20 protein-coding genes are annotated in these 21,707 nt (G+C 57.7%); 15 read left to right on the forward strand and 5 right to left on the reverse strand.

Translation table 11 applies throughout. The features are described 5' to 3' along the window. Nucleotides 1-89: 89 nt before the first annotated feature. The 9 genes from LGH74_RS20135 (at nucleotide 90) to LGH74_RS20175 (ending at nucleotide 8,311) form a co-directional block, all read left to right on the forward strand. Nucleotides 90-458: a helix-turn-helix domain-containing protein gene (locus tag LGH74_RS20135; RefSeq protein WP_226178817.1), complete on the forward strand. Its 369-nt coding sequence runs from the start codon at nucleotides 90-92 to the stop codon at nucleotides 456-458. Between the two features lie 77 nt (nucleotides 459-535). Then, nucleotides 536-1,069 carry a YceD family protein gene (locus LGH74_RS20140; protein ID WP_226178820.1) on the forward strand — a complete coding sequence of 178 codons (534 nt, stop codon included), beginning with the start codon at nucleotides 536-538 and terminating at the stop codon, nucleotides 1,067-1,069. A gap of 56 nt (nucleotides 1,070-1,125) precedes the next feature. Next, nucleotides 1,126-1,347, forward strand: coding sequence for a 50S ribosomal protein L32 (gene rpmF, locus LGH74_RS20145; protein WP_226178823.1), 222 nt, complete (start codon nucleotides 1,126-1,128; stop codon nucleotides 1,345-1,347). Between the two features lie 63 nt (nucleotides 1,348-1,410). Beyond that, the gene (gene plsX / locus LGH74_RS20150; protein ID WP_226178830.1) at nucleotides 1,411-2,352 is read left to right on the forward strand and encodes a phosphate acyltransferase PlsX; all 942 of its coding nucleotides are present in this window, start codon (nucleotides 1,411-1,413) and stop codon (nucleotides 2,350-2,352) included. A 56-nt stretch (nucleotides 2,353-2,408) separates the two neighbouring features. Then, entirely contained in the window at nucleotides 2,409-3,422 is a 1,014-nt protein-coding gene (locus LGH74_RS20155) for a beta-ketoacyl-ACP synthase III (protein ID WP_226178833.1), read from the forward strand. Between the two features lie 189 nt (nucleotides 3,423-3,611). Further along, nucleotides 3,612-4,175 (forward strand): elongation factor P, encoded by a 564-nt coding sequence (efp, locus tag LGH74_RS20160; protein WP_226178850.1) that lies wholly within the window; start codon nucleotides 3,612-3,614, stop codon nucleotides 4,173-4,175. Nucleotides 4,176-4,203: 28 nt separating this feature from the next. Continuing rightward, nucleotides 4,204-4,686 (forward strand): acetyl-CoA carboxylase biotin carboxyl carrier protein, encoded by a 483-nt coding sequence (gene accB, locus LGH74_RS20165; protein ID WP_226178853.1) that lies wholly within the window; start codon nucleotides 4,204-4,206, stop codon nucleotides 4,684-4,686. Between the two features lie 103 nt (nucleotides 4,687-4,789). Then, nucleotides 4,790-6,136 (forward strand): acetyl-CoA carboxylase biotin carboxylase subunit, encoded by a 1,347-nt coding sequence (accC, locus tag LGH74_RS20170; RefSeq protein WP_226178858.1) that lies wholly within the window; start codon nucleotides 4,790-4,792, stop codon nucleotides 6,134-6,136. A gap of 369 nt (nucleotides 6,137-6,505) precedes the next feature. Continuing rightward, complete coding sequence (locus LGH74_RS20175; RefSeq protein ID WP_226178861.1) at nucleotides 6,506-8,311, forward strand: alpha-amylase; 1,806 nt, start codon at nucleotides 6,506-6,508, stop codon at nucleotides 8,309-8,311. 64 nt (nucleotides 8,312-8,375) lie between these two features. Here LGH74_RS20175 and LGH74_RS20180 read toward each other — a convergent pair whose 3' ends face one another. Next, the gene (locus LGH74_RS20180) at nucleotides 8,376-8,861 is read right to left on the reverse strand and encodes a hypothetical protein (RefSeq protein WP_226178863.1); all 486 of its coding nucleotides are present in this window, start codon (nucleotides 8,859-8,861) and stop codon (nucleotides 8,376-8,378) included. Between the two features lie 197 nt (nucleotides 8,862-9,058). On the opposite strand from LGH74_RS20180, the gene LGH74_RS20185 reads away from it, so the two are divergent. Then, a complete protein-coding gene (locus tag LGH74_RS20185; RefSeq protein WP_226178866.1) occupies nucleotides 9,059-9,538 on the forward strand; it encodes a hypothetical protein in 480 nt (159 codons plus the stop codon). 50 nt (nucleotides 9,539-9,588) lie between these two features. Here the strand turns inward: LGH74_RS20185 and LGH74_RS20190 are convergent, their stop codons facing one another. Next, nucleotides 9,589-10,170 carry a DUF3109 family protein gene (locus LGH74_RS20190; RefSeq protein WP_226178883.1) on the reverse strand — a complete coding sequence of 194 codons (582 nt, stop codon included), beginning with the start codon at nucleotides 10,168-10,170 and terminating at the stop codon, nucleotides 9,589-9,591. A 146-nt stretch (nucleotides 10,171-10,316) separates the two neighbouring features. On the opposite strand from LGH74_RS20190, the gene LGH74_RS20195 reads away from it, so the two are divergent. From LGH74_RS20195 to LGH74_RS20215, 5 genes are all read left to right on the forward strand, one after another. Beyond that, entirely contained in the window at nucleotides 10,317-12,563 is a 2,247-nt protein-coding gene (locus LGH74_RS20195; protein WP_226178886.1) for an ATP-dependent helicase, read from the forward strand. A 137-nt stretch (nucleotides 12,564-12,700) separates the two neighbouring features. Beyond that, nucleotides 12,701-13,438: a DUF4290 domain-containing protein gene (locus LGH74_RS20200; RefSeq protein ID WP_226178902.1), complete on the forward strand. Its 738-nt coding sequence runs from the start codon at nucleotides 12,701-12,703 to the stop codon at nucleotides 13,436-13,438. Between the two features lie 127 nt (nucleotides 13,439-13,565). Then, nucleotides 13,566-14,870 carry a UDP-N-acetylglucosamine 1-carboxyvinyltransferase gene (gene murA, locus LGH74_RS20205; protein WP_226178905.1) on the forward strand — a complete coding sequence of 435 codons (1,305 nt, stop codon included), beginning with the start codon at nucleotides 13,566-13,568 and terminating at the stop codon, nucleotides 14,868-14,870. Nucleotides 14,871-15,020: 150 nt separating this feature from the next. After that, nucleotides 15,021-15,917, forward strand: coding sequence for a DUF4349 domain-containing protein (locus LGH74_RS20210; protein ID WP_226178908.1), 897 nt, complete (start codon nucleotides 15,021-15,023; stop codon nucleotides 15,915-15,917). 679 nt (nucleotides 15,918-16,596) lie between these two features. Further along, nucleotides 16,597-19,191 (forward strand): pectinesterase family protein, encoded by a 2,595-nt coding sequence (locus LGH74_RS20215; RefSeq protein ID WP_226178911.1) that lies wholly within the window; start codon nucleotides 16,597-16,599, stop codon nucleotides 19,189-19,191. 212 nt (nucleotides 19,192-19,403) lie between these two features. Here LGH74_RS20215 and LGH74_RS20220 read toward each other — a convergent pair whose 3' ends face one another. The 3 genes from LGH74_RS20220 to LGH74_RS20230 form a co-directional block, all read right to left on the reverse strand. Further along, nucleotides 19,404-19,739 (reverse strand): phage holin family protein, encoded by a 336-nt coding sequence (locus LGH74_RS20220; RefSeq protein ID WP_226178914.1) that lies wholly within the window; start codon nucleotides 19,737-19,739, stop codon nucleotides 19,404-19,406. A gap of 95 nt (nucleotides 19,740-19,834) precedes the next feature. After that, a complete protein-coding gene (locus tag LGH74_RS20225; protein WP_226178917.1) occupies nucleotides 19,835-20,929 on the reverse strand; it encodes an agmatinase family protein in 1,095 nt (364 codons plus the stop codon). A 134-nt stretch (nucleotides 20,930-21,063) separates the two neighbouring features. Next, on the reverse strand, nucleotides 21,064-21,696 hold the full coding sequence (locus tag LGH74_RS20230) for a chemotaxis protein CheC (protein WP_226178919.1): 633 nt from the start codon (nucleotides 21,694-21,696) through the stop codon (nucleotides 21,064-21,066). Nucleotides 21,697-21,707: the final 11 nt, after the last annotated feature.

Below are 21,707 nucleotides of genomic sequence, written 5' to 3' on the forward strand. Positions count from 1 at the left end.
TTTTATTTGTGGTTTCGGAAGTGTGTTGTAGATTTGCAGCACCAATGGCACTTTACGCTCTTGGTGCCGGCTTTCCTCAACCCGTTTTCATGACGCTTCACACTCCCGCTGACTACCGCACGGCCCTGCGCCGCCTCGATGCCCTAGCGGCTGCCGGCGTGGAGGGCAACGCGGTGTTGGAGGCAGAGTTCCGGGAGCTGATTGTGGCCCTCGATGCCTACGAGGGCCAGCTGGGACTGCTGCCGATACCCAATCTGCCGACCTCCCTGGCTGAAATGATTGAGCTGAAGCGGCAGCAGATGCGCCTCAAGCAAAAAGAGCTGGCCGAGCTGCTGGAAGTGCCCGCCGGGCGCCTGTCCCAGATTCTGAGCGGTAAGCGCCGGGTCACGCTCGACTTGGCCAAGCGCCTCTACGAACGGCTGAATATCCCCTCCGACTTCATCCTCAAGAACGCCTGAGTCAGCCCTGATCTTTCCCCGGTTTTCCTGAAACGGGGAAATCTTTCTACTTTTGCCCCCTTGCAATACAATCTCCTGTGAAAAAGGACTCCCAATTCGATTTGAACATTGGTAAGCTGGCCCTCAAAACGCACCACTTTGCGTTTGAGCTGGACCAGGCTTTCTTTGAGCAGTTCGAGCAGAATCTGATTCAGGATGGCAGCCTGCACGTAGATCTGGAGCTGACCAAAACGGAGCTGCTCATCACCCTCGACTTTCACATCGTGGGCACCGTGCGCCTCACCTGCGACCGGAGCCTGGACGAGTTCGACCAGCCCATCGACGTGCGCCATTCGCTGCGTGTGCGCTTCGGTGACCGGTTTTTGGAGCTCGACGACGACGTGCTGCAAATCACGCCCGAAACGCAGATTCTGCCCATTGCCCAGCATTTATTCGATTACATCGGCCTGGCCATTCCCATGAAGAAGCTGCACCCGCGCTTCCAGAATGAGCCCGATGAAAATCCGGATGCCGAAACCAAGCTCATCTTCACCACCCGCCAGCCCGGCGACATTGAGGATGACGATGAGGGCACTGACCCCCGCTGGGACGCCCTGCGCAACCTCAACTAGGACGCTGCGCCCCGCATTCAACATTTACAATTCAACATTTAACATTTCCCTGACCCATGGCACATCCTAAGCGCCGGCAATCCTCTACCCGCCGCGACAAACGTCGCACCCACGACAAGCTGACCCCAAAGGCCATCACCATCTGCGCCAACACCGGTGAGCTGCACCTGCGTCACAAGGCGTATGTAGTAGATGGCGACCTGTACCTGCACGGTAAAGTAGCCATCAAGGACTATGCTCCCGTAGCTGCCGCTGCTCCCGCTTCCGACGAAGAATAAGCTCCGGCCAGCCGGCCCCTGCCGGCCCGCTTTCCTGACTCCCTACCCCTTGATACCTCGTACATGAAGATAGCCCTGGACGCAATGGGGGGTGATTTCGCCCCTCAGGCTGCCGTGGACGGCGCCGTGCTGGCTGCCCAAAAGCTTGCCGGCGCGGCTCAGATTGTGCTCATTGGCCAGGAAGATGCCGTGCGCCCCTTGCTCCACCAGCACGGGGCCGCGGCCGACGGCCTGCTCCTCGTAGCTGCCTCGCAGATCATCGAGATGGGTGAGCACCCTGCCAAAGCCATTCAGCAAAAGCAGGATTCCAGTATAGCCGTGGGCTACCGTATGTTGCACAACGGGGAAGTAGATGCTTTCTGCTCCGCTGGCAACACCGGCGCTATGCTCGTAGGGGCTATGTTCAGCGTGAAGCCTGTATCAGGCGTGATGCGTCCGGCCATTGCCAACTTCGTTCCGAAGCTGCAGGGTGGTTTTGGCGTGTTGCTGGATGTGGGTGCCAACGCCGAATGCAAGCCCGAGATGTTAGAGCAATTCGGCGAGCTGGGTTCTCTCTACGCGCAGTACGTGCTGGGCATCGAGAAGCCGAAAGTCGGGCTCATGAACTTGGGTGAGGAAGAAGGCAAAGGCACCGCTATTACCCAGGCCGCCCACCAGCTGCTGAAGGTGAACCCTCATATTCACTTCATCGGCAATATCGAAGGCCGCGACCTGTTCAACGATAAGGCCGACGTGATTGTGTGCGACGGCTACACGGGCAACGTGGTGCTGAAAATGGCCGAATCGGTGTACGACATCCTGGCTGAAAAGCAGATGCACGACCCCTTCTTCGACAAATTCAACTACGAAGCCATTGGCGGCAGCCCTATTCTGGGCATCAACGACAATGCCATTATCGGGCACGGCGTGAGCACGCCGGAAGCCATTTGCAACATGCTCCTACAGGGGTATCAAATGGCTAAATCCGGCATTGCCGACCAGATAAAAGATACTTTCAAGTCCTAGCGACTAAGTCCGGCTGAGGCCGGACTTTTTTTGCCTGTTTTTTCCTGTTTTTCCGAATGAAAATCACTGCTGCCATAACCGGAGTGGGCGCCTACGTGCCCGACTACGTGCTGACCAACCAGGAACTCGAAAAGCTGGTGGATACCACCGACGAGTGGATTACGACGCGAACTGGCATCAAAGAACGACGAATTCTGAAGGGGGAAAACCAGGGCACTTCCGTCATGGGCATCAAGGCCGTGCAGCAACTGCTGGACAAAACCGGTACCCGGGCCGAGGAAATTGACCTCATTATCTGCGCCACGACTACACCCGATTTGGTATTTCCGGCCACGGCCAACATTATTTCGGCCGGCGTAGGCGCTACCAATGCCTTTGGCTACGACGTGCAGGCCGCCTGCTCGGGCTTCCTGTTTTCGCTGGCTACCGGCGCGCAGTTTATCCAGAGTGGCATGTACAAGAAGGTCATTGTAGTAGGTGCCGACAAGATGTCGAGCATCGTAGACTACACCGACCGCGCCAACTGCATCATCTTCGGCGACGGAGCCGGGGCCGTGCTGCTGGAACCCAGCACCGAGGGCTACGGCATCCTCGACCAAGTGCTGCGCTCCGACGGTAAGGGAGAGCAGTATCTGTACCAGAAAGCCGGCGGCTCGCGCCGTCCGCCTTCGGCCGAAACGGTGGCCAACAAAGAGCATTTCATCTACCAGGAAGGTGCTACGGTGTTCAAATTTGCCGTAACCAACATGGCCAACGTAGCCGCCGAGGTGATGGAGCGCAACAACCTGACCAAGGAAGACGTGGCCTGGCTGGTACCACACCAAGCCAACAAGCGTATTATCGACGCTACGGCCAACCGCATGGGCGTGGGTCCGGAGAAGGTAATGCTCAACATTCACCGCTACGGCAACACGACCAACGCTACAATTCCGCTGTGCTTGTCGGACTATGAGCAGCAGCTGCATAAAGGCGACAATATCATCTTGGCGGCCTTTGGCGGGGGCTTTACCTGGGGCTCTATCTACATAAAATGGGCTTACGACCCGAATCCTGACCCGCAACACGCGTAGAATAAGCGGGCTGGACGCGGAAAACTCCTATACTTGCACTCCCAACGTGCCGCCCCGCCACTCTCCGGGACGGCACGTTGCGTTTCCGGCCAGTACCTGAAACCCTGAAACTTAAGCAGGTAGAGCGTTTGGCGCATTTCCGTAGCCTAGCCTCTTCCTGTTAGCATATTCCTTTCAAAATTCCCAAGCATGGCCACTACCGCAGATTTTCGCAACGGTCTGGTACTCGAGTACAACAATGACCTGTACGTCATTACCGAATTCCAGCACGTGAAACCGGGCAAAGGTCCCGCCTTTGTGCGCACCAAGCTCCGTAACATCAAAACCGGCAAAGTGCTGGACAATACCTTCAACGCCGGCGTGAAAGTAACCACGGCCCGGGTGGAGCAACGCCCGCACCAGTTCCTGTATAAGGACGACTACGGCTACACGTTTATGGACAACGCTACCTTCGAGCAGGTTTCGCTGCCCGAGGCCATGGTGCCCTTCGCCGACCTGATGAAGGAAGGCCAAGAGTGCACCATCCTCTTCCACGCCGAAACCGAGCAGCCCCTCACCGCCGAACTGCCCACCACCGTGGAGCTGGTAGTGACCTACACCGAGCCCGGCCTGCGCGGCGACACGGCCACCAACACACTCAAGCCCGCTACGGTAGAAACTGGGGCCCGTATTCAGGTGCCGCTGTTCATTGATACCGATACCAAAATCCGCGTCAAGACAAGCGACTACTCCTATGTCGAAAGAGTCAAATAAGCAGCCGAAACACCCCACCGAAGCCGCCATGAAAGCCAAAGAACTACAGGACCTGATTGATTTTATCGCCAAATCAGGGTTGAACAAAGTCAACATCGAAACCGAGGAGTTTAAAATCTCGGTACAGCGCGAGCCCAACACGAAAGTGGTGAGCAGCTACGCCGCGCCAGCTGCCGCCCCGCAGGCCGCCCCGGCCCCTGCAGCCGCCGCCGCGCCCGCCGCTGCTGCAGCCCCAACAGCCGCTCCGGCACCAGCCGCGGCCAGCAGCACGCAGCAGGCCCTAAAAGCCCCGATGATTGGCACGTTCTACCGTAGCAGCAGCCCCGAAACGCCCGCCTTCGTCAATGTGGGCGACGTGGTGGAAAAAGGCCAGGTTATTTGCATCATCGAAGCCATGAAGCTCTTCAACGAGATTGAAGCTGAAGCTTCGGGCCGCATCGTGAAGGCCATGGTCGAAAACGCCACCCCGGTGGAGTACGACCAGCCCCTGTTCATGATTGAGCCAATGTAATTTGAGAACCGAGAAGTGAGAGCTTAGAACGGAGACTAAACCACGGAAATGCCGTTGGAAGTCTTGGTTCTAAGCTCTTAGTTCTTACATCCACCCCAGAGCTGTGTTTAAGAAAATACTGATTGCCAACCGGGGCGAAATTGCGTTGCGCATTATTCGTACCTGCAAGGAAATGGGCATCAAAACGGTGGCCGTTTACTCCACTGCCGATAAGGAAAGCCTGCACGTACGCTTCGCCGACGAAGCCGTGTGCATCGGGCCGCCCAGCAGCGCCCAGTCGTACCTGAACATTCCTACGCTGATTGCCGCCGCCGAAATCACCAACGCCGACGCCATTCACCCCGGCTACGGCTTCCTGTCGGAAAACGCGGAATTCTCGCGCATCTGCCAGGAAAACAATATCAAGTTCATCGGGGCCACGCCCGAGATGATCAACCAGATGGGTGACAAGGCTTCGGCCAAAGCCACCATGATTAAGGCCGGTGTGCCCTGCATTCCCGGCTCGGTGGGCTTGCTCGACTCGCTGCAGGATGCCCTCAAGATTGCCCACAAAATCAAGTACCCGGTTATCCTCAAGGCTACGGCCGGCGGGGGTGGCCGCGGTATGCGCGTGGCCCACAACGACGAGGAGCTGGAAAAAGGCTGGAACGACGCCCGCACCGAAGCCAAAGCGGCCTTCGGCAACGACGGTATCTACTTGGAGAAATTCGTGGTGGAGCCCCGTCACATCGAAATCCAGATTTGTGGCGACCAGTATGGCCACGTCTGCCACCTTTCGGAGCGCGACTGCTCGATTCAGCGGCGGCACCAGAAGCTAGTAGAGGAAGCCCCTTCGCCCTTCATGACCGACGAGCTGCGCGAGAAGATGGGCAAAGCCGCCATTGCCGGCGCTTCGGCCATCAACTACGAAGGCGTGGGTACCATCGAGTTTCTGGTGGATGCCAACCGCGACTTCTACTTCATGGAAATGAACACCCGCATTCAGGTGGAACACCCCGTGACGGAGGAAATTATCAACTACGACCTGATTAAGGAGCAGATCAAGGTGGCGGCCGGCGTCCCGATTTCGGGCAACAGCTACTATCCCAAGATGCACGCTATGGAGTGCCGCATCAACGCTGAAGACCCCAAGAACGGCTTCCGCCCTTCCCCCGGCAAAATCACCGTGCTGCACATTCCCGGCGGCCACGGCGTACGCGTCGACACCCACGTGTACGCGGGCTACACCATCCCGTCGAACTACGACTCGATGATTGCCAAGCTCATCACCGTGGCCCAGACCCGCGAGGAGTGCATCGTGAAAATGAAGCGCGCATTGTCGGAATTCGTGGTAGAAGGCGTGAAAACGACCATCCCCTTCCACCTGAAGCTAATGGACAACCCGGATTTCAAAGCCGGCAACTTCACCACCGCCTTCCTGGAAACCTCGTTCGACTTCTCGACGCTGTAGGACTTTCCGGCTGCTATAAAAACGCCCATTTCTTCGGAGATGGGCGTTTTTTGCTTTTACTGCTATTGCTCGGTCAAGCCTGTGGGCAAAGCATGTGACCTATAAACGGCCTTAGCGCGGGCCGCTAGCTTGTGTTTGACGCTGGCAATAAGATGATTACACAAAACCAAGTCCAGACTGATGATTACTTGCATAATTTATTACGCTTCACACTAGCCATATTTCCTTGCAACACTTTCACCCACTTGCCATTGCATTCTAACTATCCAAAATGACTTTTATTGAAAATATTGTAATTATATAGTACGATTTATACAATATAGCTTTATACTTGCCCTATAATTCCGCTCTAACCAAAATTCCCACAGTATGAACAAACTATCGACAGCGGCCCTTTCGGGTCTGCTTGCCGCAGGCTTGCTGTTGCCGTCCTGCACCAAGGATGCCGTGCAGCCTACCACTACCAATTCGCCCGCCGCGGCGCCTACCACCTCCAATGCCGTGGCGGTAAATGGGGTGATGATGCAGGCTTTTTACTGGGACGTGCCCCAGAGCAACCCCGCCGGTACCTGGTGGCAAAACCTGGGCAGCAAGGCCGCTGAGCTGAAAGCTGCCGGCATTACGGCTCTCTGGATACCGCCCGCCTACAAAGGCGGCAGCGCCACCGACGTGGGTTACGGCGTGTATGACCGTTACGACCTGGGCGAGTTCAACCAGAAGGGTACCGTGGCTACGCGCTATGGCACTATTAGCCAGCTGCAGGGCGCTATTACGGCTCTGCACGGCCAGGGCATTCAGGTGTACGAGGATATGGTAATGAACCACCTCACCTTCGCCGACAACCAGGAACTGGCCAACAACCAGTACAACGTTTACACCAGCTTCACCTACCCGGGCCGCAACAACACCTACAGCTCCTACAAGTGGCACTGGTACAACTTCTCGGCCACCCAGCAGGCACCCAACAACGGCTGGTACCAGTGGGCCGCCTACGATTTTCAGCCCTACGCCAACAACGACGCCTACGACAACCTGCTGGGCTCGGAAATCCGCTACGCCGACGTCAACAACGCCAACGAAACCATTACCTGGGGCAACTGGATTACCACCAAGCTCGGCCTCGACGGCTACCGCCTCGACGCTACCAAGCACATCCAGACGGCTTACGTGAACCGCTGGCTCGACAACGTGAAAGGCACCCGCTTTGCCGTGAGCGAGGCCTGGTTCCGCAACCTGGGCGACCTGAACAACTACGCCGCCGCCACCGGGGGCCGCACCAGCCTGTTCGATGTGCCCCTGCACTACACCTTCCAAGACATGAGCAATGGCAACGGTGCCTGGGACATGCGCGGTCTGCAATTCGCCGGCTTCACTGAGGCCAACGGGGCACTGTCGGTTTCCTTCGTCGATAACCACGACACCGACCACCCCGGCGCACTGTATTCGCCCGTTACCAACCTCAAGATGCTGGCCTACGCCTACATCCTGACCCGCGAAAAAGGCTACCCCTGCGTGTTCTATAAGGACTACTACAACTACGGCCTGGGCGCCCAGATCAAGAAGCTCATCGACATCCGCCGGGCCAATGCCTACGGCACGGCAAACGAGTACACGTCCATCAACGACGCCGATGTGTATGCCTACTCCCGCGCCGGCGACGCCACGCACCCCGGCCTGCTGGTGATGCTGAACGACGGCAGCACCGGCCGCTCAAAGTCCATTACCACGCCCTTCAAGAGCGTGACGCTGACCGATAAGACCGGCAACAGCACGGCCACGGTTACGACCAACGCCAGCGGTGTGGGTACCTTTCCCGTCAATGCCCGCAGCTACTCGGTGTGGGTGCCCGGCACCGGCAGCACCACGCCCCCGCCCACCGGCACTACCACAGCGGTTTCGTTTAACGTGACCTACAGCGGCACCGTTTCGGGCCAGGATGTGTACGTGCTGGGCAGCACCGCCCAGCTTGGCGCCTGGAACACGGCCAACGCCATCAAGCTCAGCGGCGCGGCTTACCCCGTGTGGAAAGGCACCATCAACCTGACCAGCGGCACGAGCGTGCAGTACAAGTACATCCGCAAGGACGCGGCCGGCAACGTGCTCTACGAAGGCGGTACCAACCGCACCTTCACGCCCAGCGGCACCAGCCAGACGCGCACCGAAACCTGGCAGTAAAGAAAGTTAGTTTAGTGAGGTGAATGGTGAAGGCCCGACTACAGTAGTCGGGCCTTTTGGGGTTTTACCGGGCTTCAATCAAGTTGCCGGAAGCATCAAATGTGGCTGGCGGTAAATCATACGCCCCAAGGATGCGCACTGGCTTGGCATCTGGCTCTCCAAAGTCGGTTTGGCTGTCGTCGGCCAGGTAGCTGCTGCCATTTTGGAATATGATGTCATAATAGGGGTCGAGCGGCTGTTCGGGGTGCGTGAAGGGCACTAGCACCGCTACCGCATATGTAGCCGACAATCCTTGCCCAAGCCACAGGCTCCGCGCTTCCCAGTCCTCGTGTGGCGTACGATAGATAGCCAGATGCTGGGGAAAGTGCGGCACTTCTGACGTAGTAGTTTCGAAAAAGATATGCGTAGCATTGGTTGAATCGAATACCATTGGCTCGTCTTCACCTACCATCATACTCCATTCGAATACGGTAAGCTCCGGCAGCACAGCTTGCAGGAACGCCTGAATCTGCGCTACGGTCAGCACTCGGCCGACATACATTTCTTCCATCCTCCAAAGTAACGCCTCAGCACGAACACATTGCCGGATCAAAGGCAAAGGCCGACTCTGCAGTCGGCCTTTGCCCTGTGTAGAGGGTGCCTACTGGCGTCTCTACAATGGTTCGGGCGTTAACCAGTCACCGACGGGCAGTTGTGCCAAACACCCTCCGACAGGCTGCTATATTTAAACTCGTTTCGCCTCGCCCTATGCTTTCTTCCCTGATTCCGGCCGTTTCTTTGTCGGCCATTGTCTTTTTGTATGGCTACTGGCTTTATCAGAATCGGGAAAACATCCGCTACTACTTGGCCCCGATTGGCATTCTGCTGGGCTGCCTGCTGCTGGCGGGCCTTACTCAAAGCTATGTGTTTGCGCGGGCGGAAGTGGCCAGCTACACAGCCGGGGAAGGCATGATGAGCGAAATGAAGTACAACGAGCCCAACTACACGGGCGAGGAAATTCCGCTGCTCCTGGTTTTCTTGGGACCAGTTGCGGGTTTCGTGCTGCTGTTGCTCCTGCTGCCCCGCGCCATGCGGCGGATTCAGGGCGTGCATTATATTACCCTGCTTCTGTTCGTGTATCCGGTGCTGGCCATCATACTTCTTTCCACGGTCGGTGGCTCCCGGCCGCGGTTTTACGAGGGCCAGGCGCTGCCGGCTGTTGGTACCAAGGTGCCGACGCGGCCCTGAGAAGCCCACAAAAAAAGGCCGACTATGCAGTCGGCCTTTTCCTTCCCCGCTTAAGCATTCACCGGCGGGCTGTTGGTTTCGATTTCGGTTACCAGCTCTTCGTACCACTGCTCGCCGTACTTGCGCACCAGCGGGTCTTTTAGAAACTGGTAGATGCGCACCCCGAGCGTAGAGCCGAAGCTGCACGCGGGGTTGCAGATATTCCACCGGTCGTAGTTGAGGGCCTCGAAGTCCTCGTACTTGGTGATGCGAATCGGGTACAAATGGCAGCTGATGGGCTTTTTAAACGTCGTGACGCCCGCCAGGTAGGCCTGCTCAATGCCGCACTTCAGAATTCCCCGCTCGTCGTAGAGGGCATAGGCGCACTCCCGGTCGTTGATGGTGGTGGTGCTGAAGTCGCCTTCCCAGTCCTTAATGTAGAGGCCCTGCTGCTCGATGGCCCGCTGCCCGGCTTCGGTAATAAAGGGCTTGATCTTGTCGTATTCCTGCTCCAGAACCTGCAGCTCGTGAGCTTCGAGCGGGGCGCCCAGGTCGCCTTCCACGCAGCAGGCTCCTTTGCAGGCTTCCAGGTTGCAGACAAAGAAATTGTCGCGGATGTCGTCGGAAATGACGGTATTCTGAATGATAATCATGGCATTGCAAAGAAGCGAACTGCAAAGATACACCCAGCGTTGAGAAGCAGTTCAACCCAATCCGGAAACTCTGCTGACAAGGCTGCAACTCCGCAGGCAAAGCCCTACCTTTGCCCCTTAGCCGAGGCGCTGATATTACCTGACGAATGGCATTAGATTACAACAAACTCCTGAACCCCTCCCAGGCCGCCGCGGTACTGCAAATCGACGGCCCCTGCATGATTATCGCCGGTGCCGGCTCGGGCAAAACCCGGGTGCTGACCTACCGCATTGCCAACTTGCTCGAACAGGGCGTCGACCCGTTCAATATCCTGGCATTGACCTTTACCAACAAGGCCGCCAAGGAAATGCGCGCCCGTATCGAGAAGGTAGTGGGCCCCGATGCCAAGAACGTGTGGATGGGCACGTTCCACTCGGTGTTTGCCAAAATCCTGCGCTCCGAGGCCGACAAAATCGGCTTTCCCCGCCACTTCACCATCTACGATACCCAGGACTCCAAAACGCTCGTCACCCAGATTGTGAAGGAGCTGGACCTGGACGACAAGCTCTACAAGCCGAGCATGGTACTGGGCCGGATTTCGGCCGCCAAGAACAAGCTGATTTCGGTGCAGCAGTACGTCAACGACCCGGTGATTCGCCAGGACGACGAGGCCGCGCTGCGCCCCAAAATCGGGGCCATCTACCAGCAATATGCCTCGCGCTGCTTCAAGGCCGGCGCCATGGACTTCGACGATCTGCTCTTCAACACGAACGTGCTCTTCAAGGACCACCCCGACGTGCTGAACAAGTACCAGAACATCTTCAAGTACGTGATGGTCGACGAGTATCAGGACACGAACTATTCGCAGTACCTGATTACGCGTAAGCTGGCGGCTAAAGAGCGGAATATCTGCGTGGTGGGCGACGATGCCCAGAGTATCTACGCCTTCCGCGGCGCCGATATTACCAATATTCTCAACTTCGAGAAAGATTACCCCGAGCTGCAGGTCTTCAAGCTGGAGCAGAACTACCGCTCCACGAAGAACATCGTGAAGGCCGCCAACTCGGTCATCAAAAACAACAAGGCCCAGCTGCGCAAAGACGTTTTCTCCGATAACGAGGACGGCACCCTGATTGAGGTCATTAAGGCCGCTTCCGACAACGAGGAGGGCAAATTGGTGGCCAACAGCATCTACGAGGACAAGATGAACCACCATCTGTCCTACGACAACTTTGCCATCCTCTACCGCACTAACGCCCAGAGCCGGGCCATGGAAGAGGCCCTGCGCAAGCTCAACATCAAGTATAAAATCGTTGGTGGCCTCTCGTTCTACCAGCGCAAGGAAATCAAGGACCTGGTAGCCTACCTGCGCCTGACGGTGAACCACAACGACGAGCAGGCCCTGCGGCGCGTCATCAACTACCCCAAGCGCGGCATCGGCGACACGACCATCAGCAAGCTCATCAACACGGCCGAGGAGTCGAATCACACGATGTGGGAAGTGGTCAGCAACGCTAATTCCTTCCTGACGGCCCGCATTGCCAACCCGATTGAGACGTTTGCCGAGCAGATCAAGAGCTACGCGGTGCTGGCGGCCAAGGAAGATGCCTTCGAGGCGGCCAAGTTTATTGCCAAGAACTCGGGCATGATTGAGGAGCTCTACGCCGATAAAAGCATCGAGGGCCTGAGCCGCTACGAAAACATTCAGGAACTTCTCAACGGCGTGAAGGCCTACACTGAGGACCCCGAGCGTGAGGATAAAAGCCTTGCCTCCTTCCTGCAGGATATTGCCCTCGTGACGGACGCCGACACCAAGGACGCCAAGGATGATGGCGAATCGGTGACGATGATGACCATTCACTCGGCCAAGGGCCTGGAATTCCGCAACGTCTACATCGTGGGCATGGAGGAAAACCTGTTTCCGAGCCAGATGATGATAACCTCCCGGGCCGACCTGGAGGAGGAGCGCCGCCTGTTCTACGTGGCCATTACTCGGGCCGAAAAGAAGCTCACGCTCAGCTACGCCACCTCCCGCTACCAGTGGGGCAATCTGCGCAGCTGCGAGAAAAGCCGCTTTCTGGACGAAATTGACCCGCAGTTCGTCGACTTCAAGTTCTCTTCGGCCGGCCCCGGCGAGTCGCCGTTTGGCCACGTGGTGGAGCGCCGCTCGAACCTAATTCCGCCCGCGCCGCGTAAGATGGTGGCCAAGGGCTACACCCCGCCCGCCGATTTCCAGCCCTCCGACACGAGCAATCTGCAAACCGGGCAGCGCGTGGAACATCCCAAGTTCGGCTTCGGCAAGGTAACCAAGCTCGAAGTGCAGCAGGGCTCTACCAAGGCCATCATCGACTTCGAAGAAGTGGGTGAGAAGACGTTATTGCTGAGTTTTGCGAAATTGCGGGTGCTGAGCTAGCCGGAACGTCGTAACTTGACCAGCTTGCCGCCTCCGGCCGATCTGCTACCCCTTGTGACTTAGCATGCTACGCCCGGCCGGCCCCAATCCAATTTGATTTAAACAGCGGCTTTTCAAAGCGGCTACGCCTTTTTTCCATGGCATTACCTTCCCCTTTTAAACACGAACTGCTACTGCGCGAATACGGCCAGAGCACTTACGAGCTGATTCAGCAGCTGCGCACGATTGAAGACCGTGAGGAGCGCACTAAGCGGGCCCAGCAGATCGTGCAGCTCATTTTCCGTCTCAACCCCAGCCTGCGTGACCAGCCCGACGCCCAGCCGAAAGTGTGGAACCACGTTTTCGAAATGACCGACGGCGAGCTGGACGTAGATAGCCCCTTCCCGCTGCACAAGCTCGATATTCTGGCCAAGCAGCCGGAGCGCGTGGCCTACCCCAGCAAGTCGCCCAAGCTGAAGCCCTACGGCCGCAGCGTAGAGGTGATGATTGAGCAGGCCATTGCCCTCGAAGATGCCGCCGAGCGGGAACAGGCTACCATTGCCATCGGCCGCACCATGAAGTTCTTGTACCGCTCCTACAGCAAGGAAAACGCAAAGGACGTCACCATCCTCAAGCACCTCAAGGAGCTGTCGGGCGGCAAGCTGGAGCTGGACCCGGCCGTAGTGGATGCCCAGAATCTGTTCGAGTTTGCTACGCCACCCGCTACCGGCGGCCGGCCTGCGCCCTTCATCGTGCCCCAGCCCCGCGCCGAGCGTTCGGAGCGCGGCGACCGGAGCGACCGGGAAGCCCGCCGCGGCGGCAACAACAACCGGCGTGATAAGCAGCGCCGCGGCGGCAAGAAAAGTCGCCAGGAGCCGCAGCAGCCCCCGCAGTAAGGCTTTAGTTGCCCGTTGCTAGTTGTCCGTTGTTAGAGCCTTTACCGCCTGACAACGCACAACTAGCAACGGACAACTAACAACAATACGGGGACCGAACAACGAACAACGTACAACCAGTTACTACATGGCTTCATTTGAAGTAATCGGCGGCAAACCGCTGAAGGGTGAAATCGTGCCGCAGGGCGCTAAAAACGAAGCCCTCCAAATTCTGTGCGCGGTATTGCTTACCGCTGAGCCCGTCACGATCAGCAACATCCCTGACATCCGCGACGTGAACAAGCTCATCGAGCTGCTGCGCGACATGGGCGTTAAAGTCGGCAAACTAGCTAACGACACCTACCGCTTCCAGGCCGACGCGGTAAACCTCGATTACCTCGATTCCGAGCAGTTTGTGGCCCAAGGCCGGGCCCTGCGTGGCTCCGTCATGATTCTAGGCCCCATGCTGGCCCGCTTCGGCAAGTGCCAGCTACCCAAGCCCGGCGGCGACAAAATCGGCCGGCGGCCAATGGATACACACTTTCTGGGTCTGGAAAAGCTCGGTGGCAAGCTCACACTGGAAGGCACCGACTTCTACCGTATCAAGGCCGAAAATGGCCTGCGCGGCACCTACATGTTGCTCGATGAGGCTTCGGTAACCGGCACGGCCAACATCGTCATGGCTGCCGTACTGGCCGAGGGCACCACTACGATTTACAACGCCGCCTGTGAGCCGTACTTGCAGCAGCTTTGCAAGATGCTGGTGCGCATGGGGGCCAAAATCAACGGTATCGGCTCCAACCTGCTTACCATCGAAGGTGTGGAAAGCCTGGGCGGCACCGAGCACCGCATGCTGCCCGACATGATTGAAATCGGCTCTTTCATCGGATTGGCGGCCATGACGGGTTCCGAAATCACCATCAAAGACTGCCAGGTAGCCGAGCTGGGCCTGATTCCGGATACCTTCCGCAAGCTGGGCATTCAGCTGGAAATCCGGGGGGATGATATCTTTATTCCGGCCCAGGACCATTACGAAATTGCCACTTACCTCGATGGCAGCATTCTGACCGTGTCGGACCATACCTGGCCCGGCCTAACCCCGGATTTGCTCAGCATTGTGCTCGTGGTGGCTATTCAGGCCAAAGGCACCGTGCTCATTCACCAGAAGATGTTCGAGTCGCGCCTGTTCTTTGTCGATAAACTCATCGACATGGGCGCCCAGATTACCCTCTGCGACCCGCACCGCGCCATCGTCATTGGCCTCGACAAGCGCAACGCCCTGCGTGGCATCAGCATGACCTCGCCCGATATCCGCGCCGGCGTAGCTCTGCTCATTGCGGCCCTCTCAGCCGACGGCCGTAGCGTTATCGACAACGTGGAGCAGATTGACCGCGGCTACCAGTTCATCGACAAGCGCCTGAACGCCCTGGGCGCCCAGATCCGGCGGCTGTAACCAGCACAGAGCTGCTCTTCCTTCCAAAGCCCGGCTTTCTGGTAAAGCCGGGCTTTTTTGGGCGCATACTAGCCGGAGCAACTCATCCGTTACAGTTACGGCACGACGGCAAAGAGGCGGTGGGACACATTCATTTTACCCCTTTCGCTCATGAAAATCAGTGCGTTGTTGCCCGTTTTGCTGGTCCTGGCTGCTTGCAGCACCCATTCCGACTCGGAGCAAGCAGTTGAGGACAAGATGTTGAGGACCAACGAACTGATGGAAGCGCCGCCTCTGGCCGGCGCAGGAGCCCCCATCACCGACCACATGCTCAGCCAGGCCGCTCCCGACGCGGATGAAACGGCCCCCGTTTCGGCGGCCCCGGCCCCTACCCGCAAACTTATTTACCATGCCCGGGTGCGCGTCAGAGTTGAGGATCTGGCCCAGGCCAACGCTCGGATGGACACCTTGGTTCGGGCTTACGGCGCGTACGTGTCGGAGTCATCAGAAAAGCGGGAAGACGGCGAATGGGCCCACTCTATGGAAATACGGGTGCTACCAACCCGCTTTCAGGCCTTGCTCAACAACCTCAGCGGCCTGGGCACTCTCGAATCCAAACTGCTGGGGACGGATGATGTAACCTCCGAACATGCCGATGTAGCGGCCCGGCTGCGCACCAAACGGGCGCTGGAACAGCGCTACATTGCACTGCTGGGGCAGGCCAAAAAAGTATCGGAAATTCTGGAAATCGAGGAGAAGCTAGGCGACGTGCGCGGGGAAATTGAGTCGGTGGAAAGCCGGCTCAAGACGCTCAACGACCAGGTAGCCTATTCTACCATTACCCTTTCCTACTTCCAGGTAATTCCACTAACCGCTCCCGACGCGCCGGTTCTCTCGTTTGGCAGCCGGCTGGTGCAGGCTTTCTACGACGGCTGGAGCCTGTTTACCGACTTACTGCTAGGCTTGGTCTCGGCCTGGCCCCTGCTGCTGGTAGCCGCGGCTAGCTTTTGGGGCATCCGTACATGGTGGCGCCGGCGGCGCCGCAACCGGGTTCAGGCTTCGGCTTAGGCTGCTTAACCCGGCAAGACAGTATTTGCCATTACTATTTTTGCCAACTTAAAACTCCGGAGGCTCAGCGTACTGCTGAGCCTTTTGCGTGGAAATACCCAGCAACATGGGTCCGCATACCCCAGGCCAGTACAATTTTCGAGGTAGTGTCTGATTGCAAAAACTGACTGCCAGCAACCATCCATAATTGCTTTTCGCCAGGTCTGCCATTCTCGCCGACAGAGCAAAATATTTCGTATTGATTTACTGTAAAGGTTCGTAGCAAGCATTTGCACGCTTAAAGCTGAGGCAGAATAAGGTATGGGAACGATACCGGCATCGTTCCCGATAATTTTTTACCTGGAGTAATATTTTCCCATAAAAATTACATTCACCTTTACTTTGTCAGGTAAGCAACCCGTTTCCAGCTTCATGCCACAGCACTTCTCGCTGTGGCCTCATTGCTCCAACCAAGCTTGCCGTATCCAAATGATATTGAGGCGTGAATCTAACGGTGTGTTTACTGGTGGACCAGTGCCGCTATGCTGCTTCACTCGGACATCCCCGCACAGCGAGTTTCCCGCTACCCGGACACGCCTGAATCATTGGTTACAAACCTATTATCCAACGCGTTACACTCTCCTGCGTTGTTTTGCAGCTAACGCGCCGGCACGATTTCCCCCACCCTAATTCGTTGCCCATGAAACGATTGTTTACGCTTTTCCCGGCAGCCATGTCAGTGCGCTATGGCTTGTTGATTCTGCTGTTGTTGCTGGCTGCTACGGCCCGGGCCCAGACCTACGACCTGGTTGTGGCACAGGACGGAACCGGGGCTTACCGCACCGTGCAGGCCGCCATCAATGCGGCCCCTACGGGCCGTACCACACCTTTTACAATCTTCATTAAGAACGGAAAGTACCGGGAACGGGTAACGATTCCGGCCAATAAGCCCTTCCTGCAGCTAACCGGGGAAAGCGTGGCCAATACCATTATTACCTACGACCAGGCCGCCGTTCCTACATTCGTCGGCAATACCTCCACGGTCATTATCAATGCCTCGGACATTACCGTGTTTAGCATCACCTTCGAGAATTCCTGGGGTGAAACGCCGCAGGCGCTGGCTATGTATACCACCGGCGACCGTATCGCCTTTAAGGGTTGTCGTTTCACCGGCGGCCAGGATACGGTGCAGCTCAACGCGGGCACGGGACTGCGCAACTACTTCAAAGACTGCTATATCGACGGCACGGTAGACTTTATCTTCGGCAGTGCGCGGGGCGTGTTTGAGAACTGCTACATCTATCCTAAAACCCGCCGCGACGGGGGCAGCGGGGGCTATATTACGGCGGCCAATACGCAGGCAGGCCAACTCTATGGCTTTGTATTCCGCAAATGCACGATTCTCGACAACCGCGGCACGACGACTTACACCCTGGGCCGACCCTGGCAAAATGACCTGGGCTCCACTGCCACCGACCGTTCACACACCAAAGTTGTGTGGCTGAACACGACTATGGGCCCCACCATTAAGCCCGTAGGCTGGCAGGTGTGGGATGCGGGCACGGTAACCAGCGTCATTACTTACGCCGAATACCAGAGTCGCGACTTTGGCGGAAACCTGGTGAACGTGAGCCAGCGCCTGCCCTGGACCATTCAGCTTACCGATGCCGACACGACCCAGTATACCCGCGCGGCCGTGCTGGGCAGCTGGAACCCCTGCACCCTGACCAGCACTTTTTGCACCAGCGCCCCCGCCCCGATAGTAGTGTCCAACTTTCGGGCAGTAAAAGGCACGGCCACCGCCCCCTCCACCCTGCAGTGGAACCTGAGCTGGCCCGTGGCGGGCGTGCAATATGAACTCTACCGCAGCACCACGCGGCGCGGCACCTATTCGGCGCTCTACACCACCACGAATGCCGTGGCAACCAACGTCAACGCGGGTACGACCGACGCCATTCCTACGCCCGGCACCTCGTATTATTACTACGTGCGAGCCTCCAAAAATGGGCTGGCAACGCACATCACCGATACGGTTCAGATTTCCAGCACACCCACCATCTTTACTACAGGTAGCCTGCAAGCCTTTTTGCAGGGCGGTAGCCAGCCTTCGGCCCCGCAAAACGTGCTGGTATCCGGCGAGAATCTCACGGCGGGCCTCGTCGTGACGCCCCCGTCGGGCTACCAGGTGTCGGCTAACGGTGGAGCCACTTGGTTTACCACCACCACACCGCTCACGCTTACCCCAAGCAGTGCGGGCAACGTGGCCAGCACCACGCTCAGTGTGCGGCTCAACGCCAGCACCGTAGGCACTTTCGCCGGTAGTCTGACCCTGACCAGCCCTGGCGCGGCCACCGTTACCCTGCCCGTTTCGGGCGTAGCCCAGGCGGCCGCGTTGCCACAGTCGGTGCCGCTACAGTGGTGGCCCATGACGCGCAACAACCAGGATAGCATAGCTGTGCGCGCCACTGCCTTAGTGGCCAGCGTGTCCACTCTACGCAGGTTTGTGGTATCGAGCGGTTCGGCGGGGGCCATTATTCCACCTTATTCCAACCGGTACGGTCAGGCCTTCGCGCCAAGTGCCGAGGGCGGCTGGACGGCGGCGGTAGGCGGCAATGGCAGCAACCTGAACCGCACTTATTACGAGCAATTCACGGTGATGCCGAGCGGTAGTGCCGCCGTGCGCCTCGACTCCCTGCTGCTCAGTTCCTACGTCACGGGTTCGACCAGCGGCACCAAACTGGCCGTAGTTTGGTCACGCAGCGGCTTTGGGAGTGACTCGGCCGATATATCGGGTGGCCGAGGCCCGGGCGGGGTGCTGCTCAGCACCGCCAATGGGGCCTTCGCCACGCCCATCCTGACTACCAATGCCAGCACTACTTACCGGCTGGCCTTTGCCGGAGCCGGCGGGGTGCTGCTGCCGGCCGGCCAGCGCCTCACGTTCCGCATATATTTCAGCTGCGGCTCTACTACTACAAGTTCGCGGTTTGCCACGCTCAAAAACGTGCAAGTAAAAGGCGAAGCCGGGGTGGTAATGGCCAATAAGTCGGGCCGGGCCGCTATGCTGCACGCGTACCCCAATCCTACTGCCGATGTGCTGACCCTAACCCACCCCACCGCCGCCCCCGGGGCTGAAGTAGCCATATACTCCTTGCTGGGCCAGCGCGTGGCGTTGATATCCTGCACAATGGGCAGTCTGAACACCCACCTGGCGCTTACTGACCTACCCAGCGGACAGTATCTACTGCGCTATACCAGCGGGTCCGAGCAATTTAATACTCGCGTTATCAAGTATTGAGTGGGGAGTGCTACCACCCCGACAGCTAATCGTCGGGGTGGTAGCACTCTGCGCAGCGCCGGTAATGGCAACTATAGGGTAGCGCAGCTTCAAAACACTGTTTCCTCACTGGTTCCTAAGCTGGCAGCCGCCTCATCAGGGTCTGGCCAGATTACATAAAAAGGTCTCCTGATTTACCAGGAGACCTTTTTTATGTGGTATTCAAACGCTGCTCAGTCGACAACCATATCAATAACCGACGTTACCAACGACAGCACGATGCTGAAGAGCAAAGCAGCCACGAAACCGTCGAGCTTGAAGCCGGGCAGAATCCAGTCGGCCAGCAGCACAATGACGGCGTTGATAACCAACAGGAACAGGCCCAGGGTGAGTACCGTAATCGGGAAACCCAGCAGCTTGAGAATCGGCTTTAATACCGCGTTCAGCACAGCCAGCACCAGCACTAGCAGTATAGCGTCGCCGAAGCCGTCGAGGTGGGCGCCCGGCAGGTATTTGCCCAGCACGTAGGTAATGATGGCCGTCAGCAGCAGTTTGATCAGGAAACCCATGGTAGTGTGGTTGGTGGTGAAAAAAGAGGATGAAAGCGAAGTTTCGCGGTAAGCTGATGCGCTTACGAAAAAACGGGTATTCCGTTGGCTCAGGCCTATTTCTCTGAAATCTTGGCTTTGATACGGCCCTGCGAAACGCCCATCCAGTGCGCCATTTGAAACAGTAGTCGGGCTCCTACAATGGCGTTCCACTCGGTGTCGCCGGGCGCTACCTCGTTCAGGTCGCAGCCAATAATAGTCCGGCCCGACTCCACGATGGTCCGAATCAGGTACAGCGCTTCCTCAAACTCGAGGCCGCCGGGCACGGGCGTGCCGGTGCCGGGGCACAGCTTAGGGTCCAGCCCGTCGATATCGAAGCTCAGGTATACTTTAGGCGGCAGCTGGGCAATGATTTTGCCGCACACTTTCTTCCACGACTTCTTGGCAAACTTCTCGTTCGACAGAAACCGATTGTGGAACATTACTACGCGCCCCCCCGATTGGTCGACCAGCTCGGCTTCCTGCTGGCACAAGTCCCGAATGCCAACCTGCACCAGCTTTTTCACCTGGGGCAGCTTCAGGGCGTTGTACATGATGGAGGCGTGCGAGTACTCGAAACCCTCGTAGGCCGGGCGCAGGTCACAGTGGGCGTCAATCTGCAAAATACCGAACTCCTCGTGGCGCTCGGCCAGGGCGTGCATATAGCCCAGCGGCGTGCTATGGTCGCCGCCCAGCACTACCACGCCCTTGCCGGCGTCCAGGTAAGCGCCGGTTTTCTGCTTGAGCCAGTCGAGCAGAAACTTGCCACGCGTAGTTACCTGAGCGGGTACGGTGGCAAAATTACCGGCTTTGTCGGCCGGTTTGCCGTCTTCCAGCCAACCGATATAGTCGGCGGCCTGGGTGCGCAGCTTGCGGCTTTCCTCGGCTATTTTTTCGTCTTCCTCTTCCATGGCTAGTCCCATGCGCCAGGCCTCTGGAATATCGGGCTCGTAGAGGTCAACCTGCAGTGAGGCTTCCCGAATAGCTTCGGGACCCAGGGCCGTGCCGCCCCGGTACGAAACGGTAACTTCCCACGGCACGGGCACTACCACTACCTGCGCTTCCTCAACGGTAAAGGGCAGTCCGTAAAGTCCACCTTCACTGTCTCCCAGGGCATTGGGGTCGAAGGCGGCAAGTTTTTTTTCCAGGCTCTGGGCGGCTGAAGTTGACATAAGCAGCGGGCAAGAATTGATACAAAACGGACCAGAAGGTCTTAAAACGAAACTGTCCTACCAAAGGCCGGCAAATTCCGGGGTCAGCCAGAGTTTACACGGGCCGGTAGGACAGCCTCTAAACGAGTAGAAAATCAGGTCATCGGGTTAGACTCCTGGCCCCCCAGAAAGTCGTAGGTCCGGATGATTTCCAGAATCTTTTCGAAGGTGTTACGGTCAAAGAACAGCATTAGCGGAAGCTCCACCGAGTTTTCCTTGTCGGAGAACTGCGTGATAACCGAGAAAATGAGCGGCTGCACCTTGGGCTGGTTGGCTATCAGGTTGTGCAGCGAGGCCGCAATATCACCTTTCGGGGCCGTGGGCGGCGCGCCGTAGATCTTGGCCTTTAAAATGTTAGCCAGCTGGGTCACCAGCGCCCCGGTGATGATGTTGCTGATTTCCAGCAGCAGCGACTCCTGCATCTCGTCGATGGCAATGGAATCGGGCACTGACATGCGCAGGCACACCCGCGAGAGGCGCTGCACGTGCTGTCCGGAGAAGAACATCAGCGTGGTGCCATTGAACTCGCCCCGGATATCGGATTGAATGATGGCGTGCGAACCTTCATATTCGTGCACCTTATCCAGGATGTTGCTCCCCGGCATGATGTCCAGATTCGGAACTTCCAGCAGCACCTTTTCCTGCGCGATAACGGCAAAGGAGTCGGCCGCGCGGGCCAACCCTATATTCAGAATCTCGCGGATAATATCGCGCTCTAGTTCCGTCATGTGCAAATCCA

The sequence above is a fragment of the Hymenobacter lucidus genome, assembly GCF_020447265.1.
Classification (GTDB): Bacteria; Bacteroidota; Bacteroidia; order Cytophagales; family Hymenobacteraceae; genus Hymenobacter; species Hymenobacter lucidus.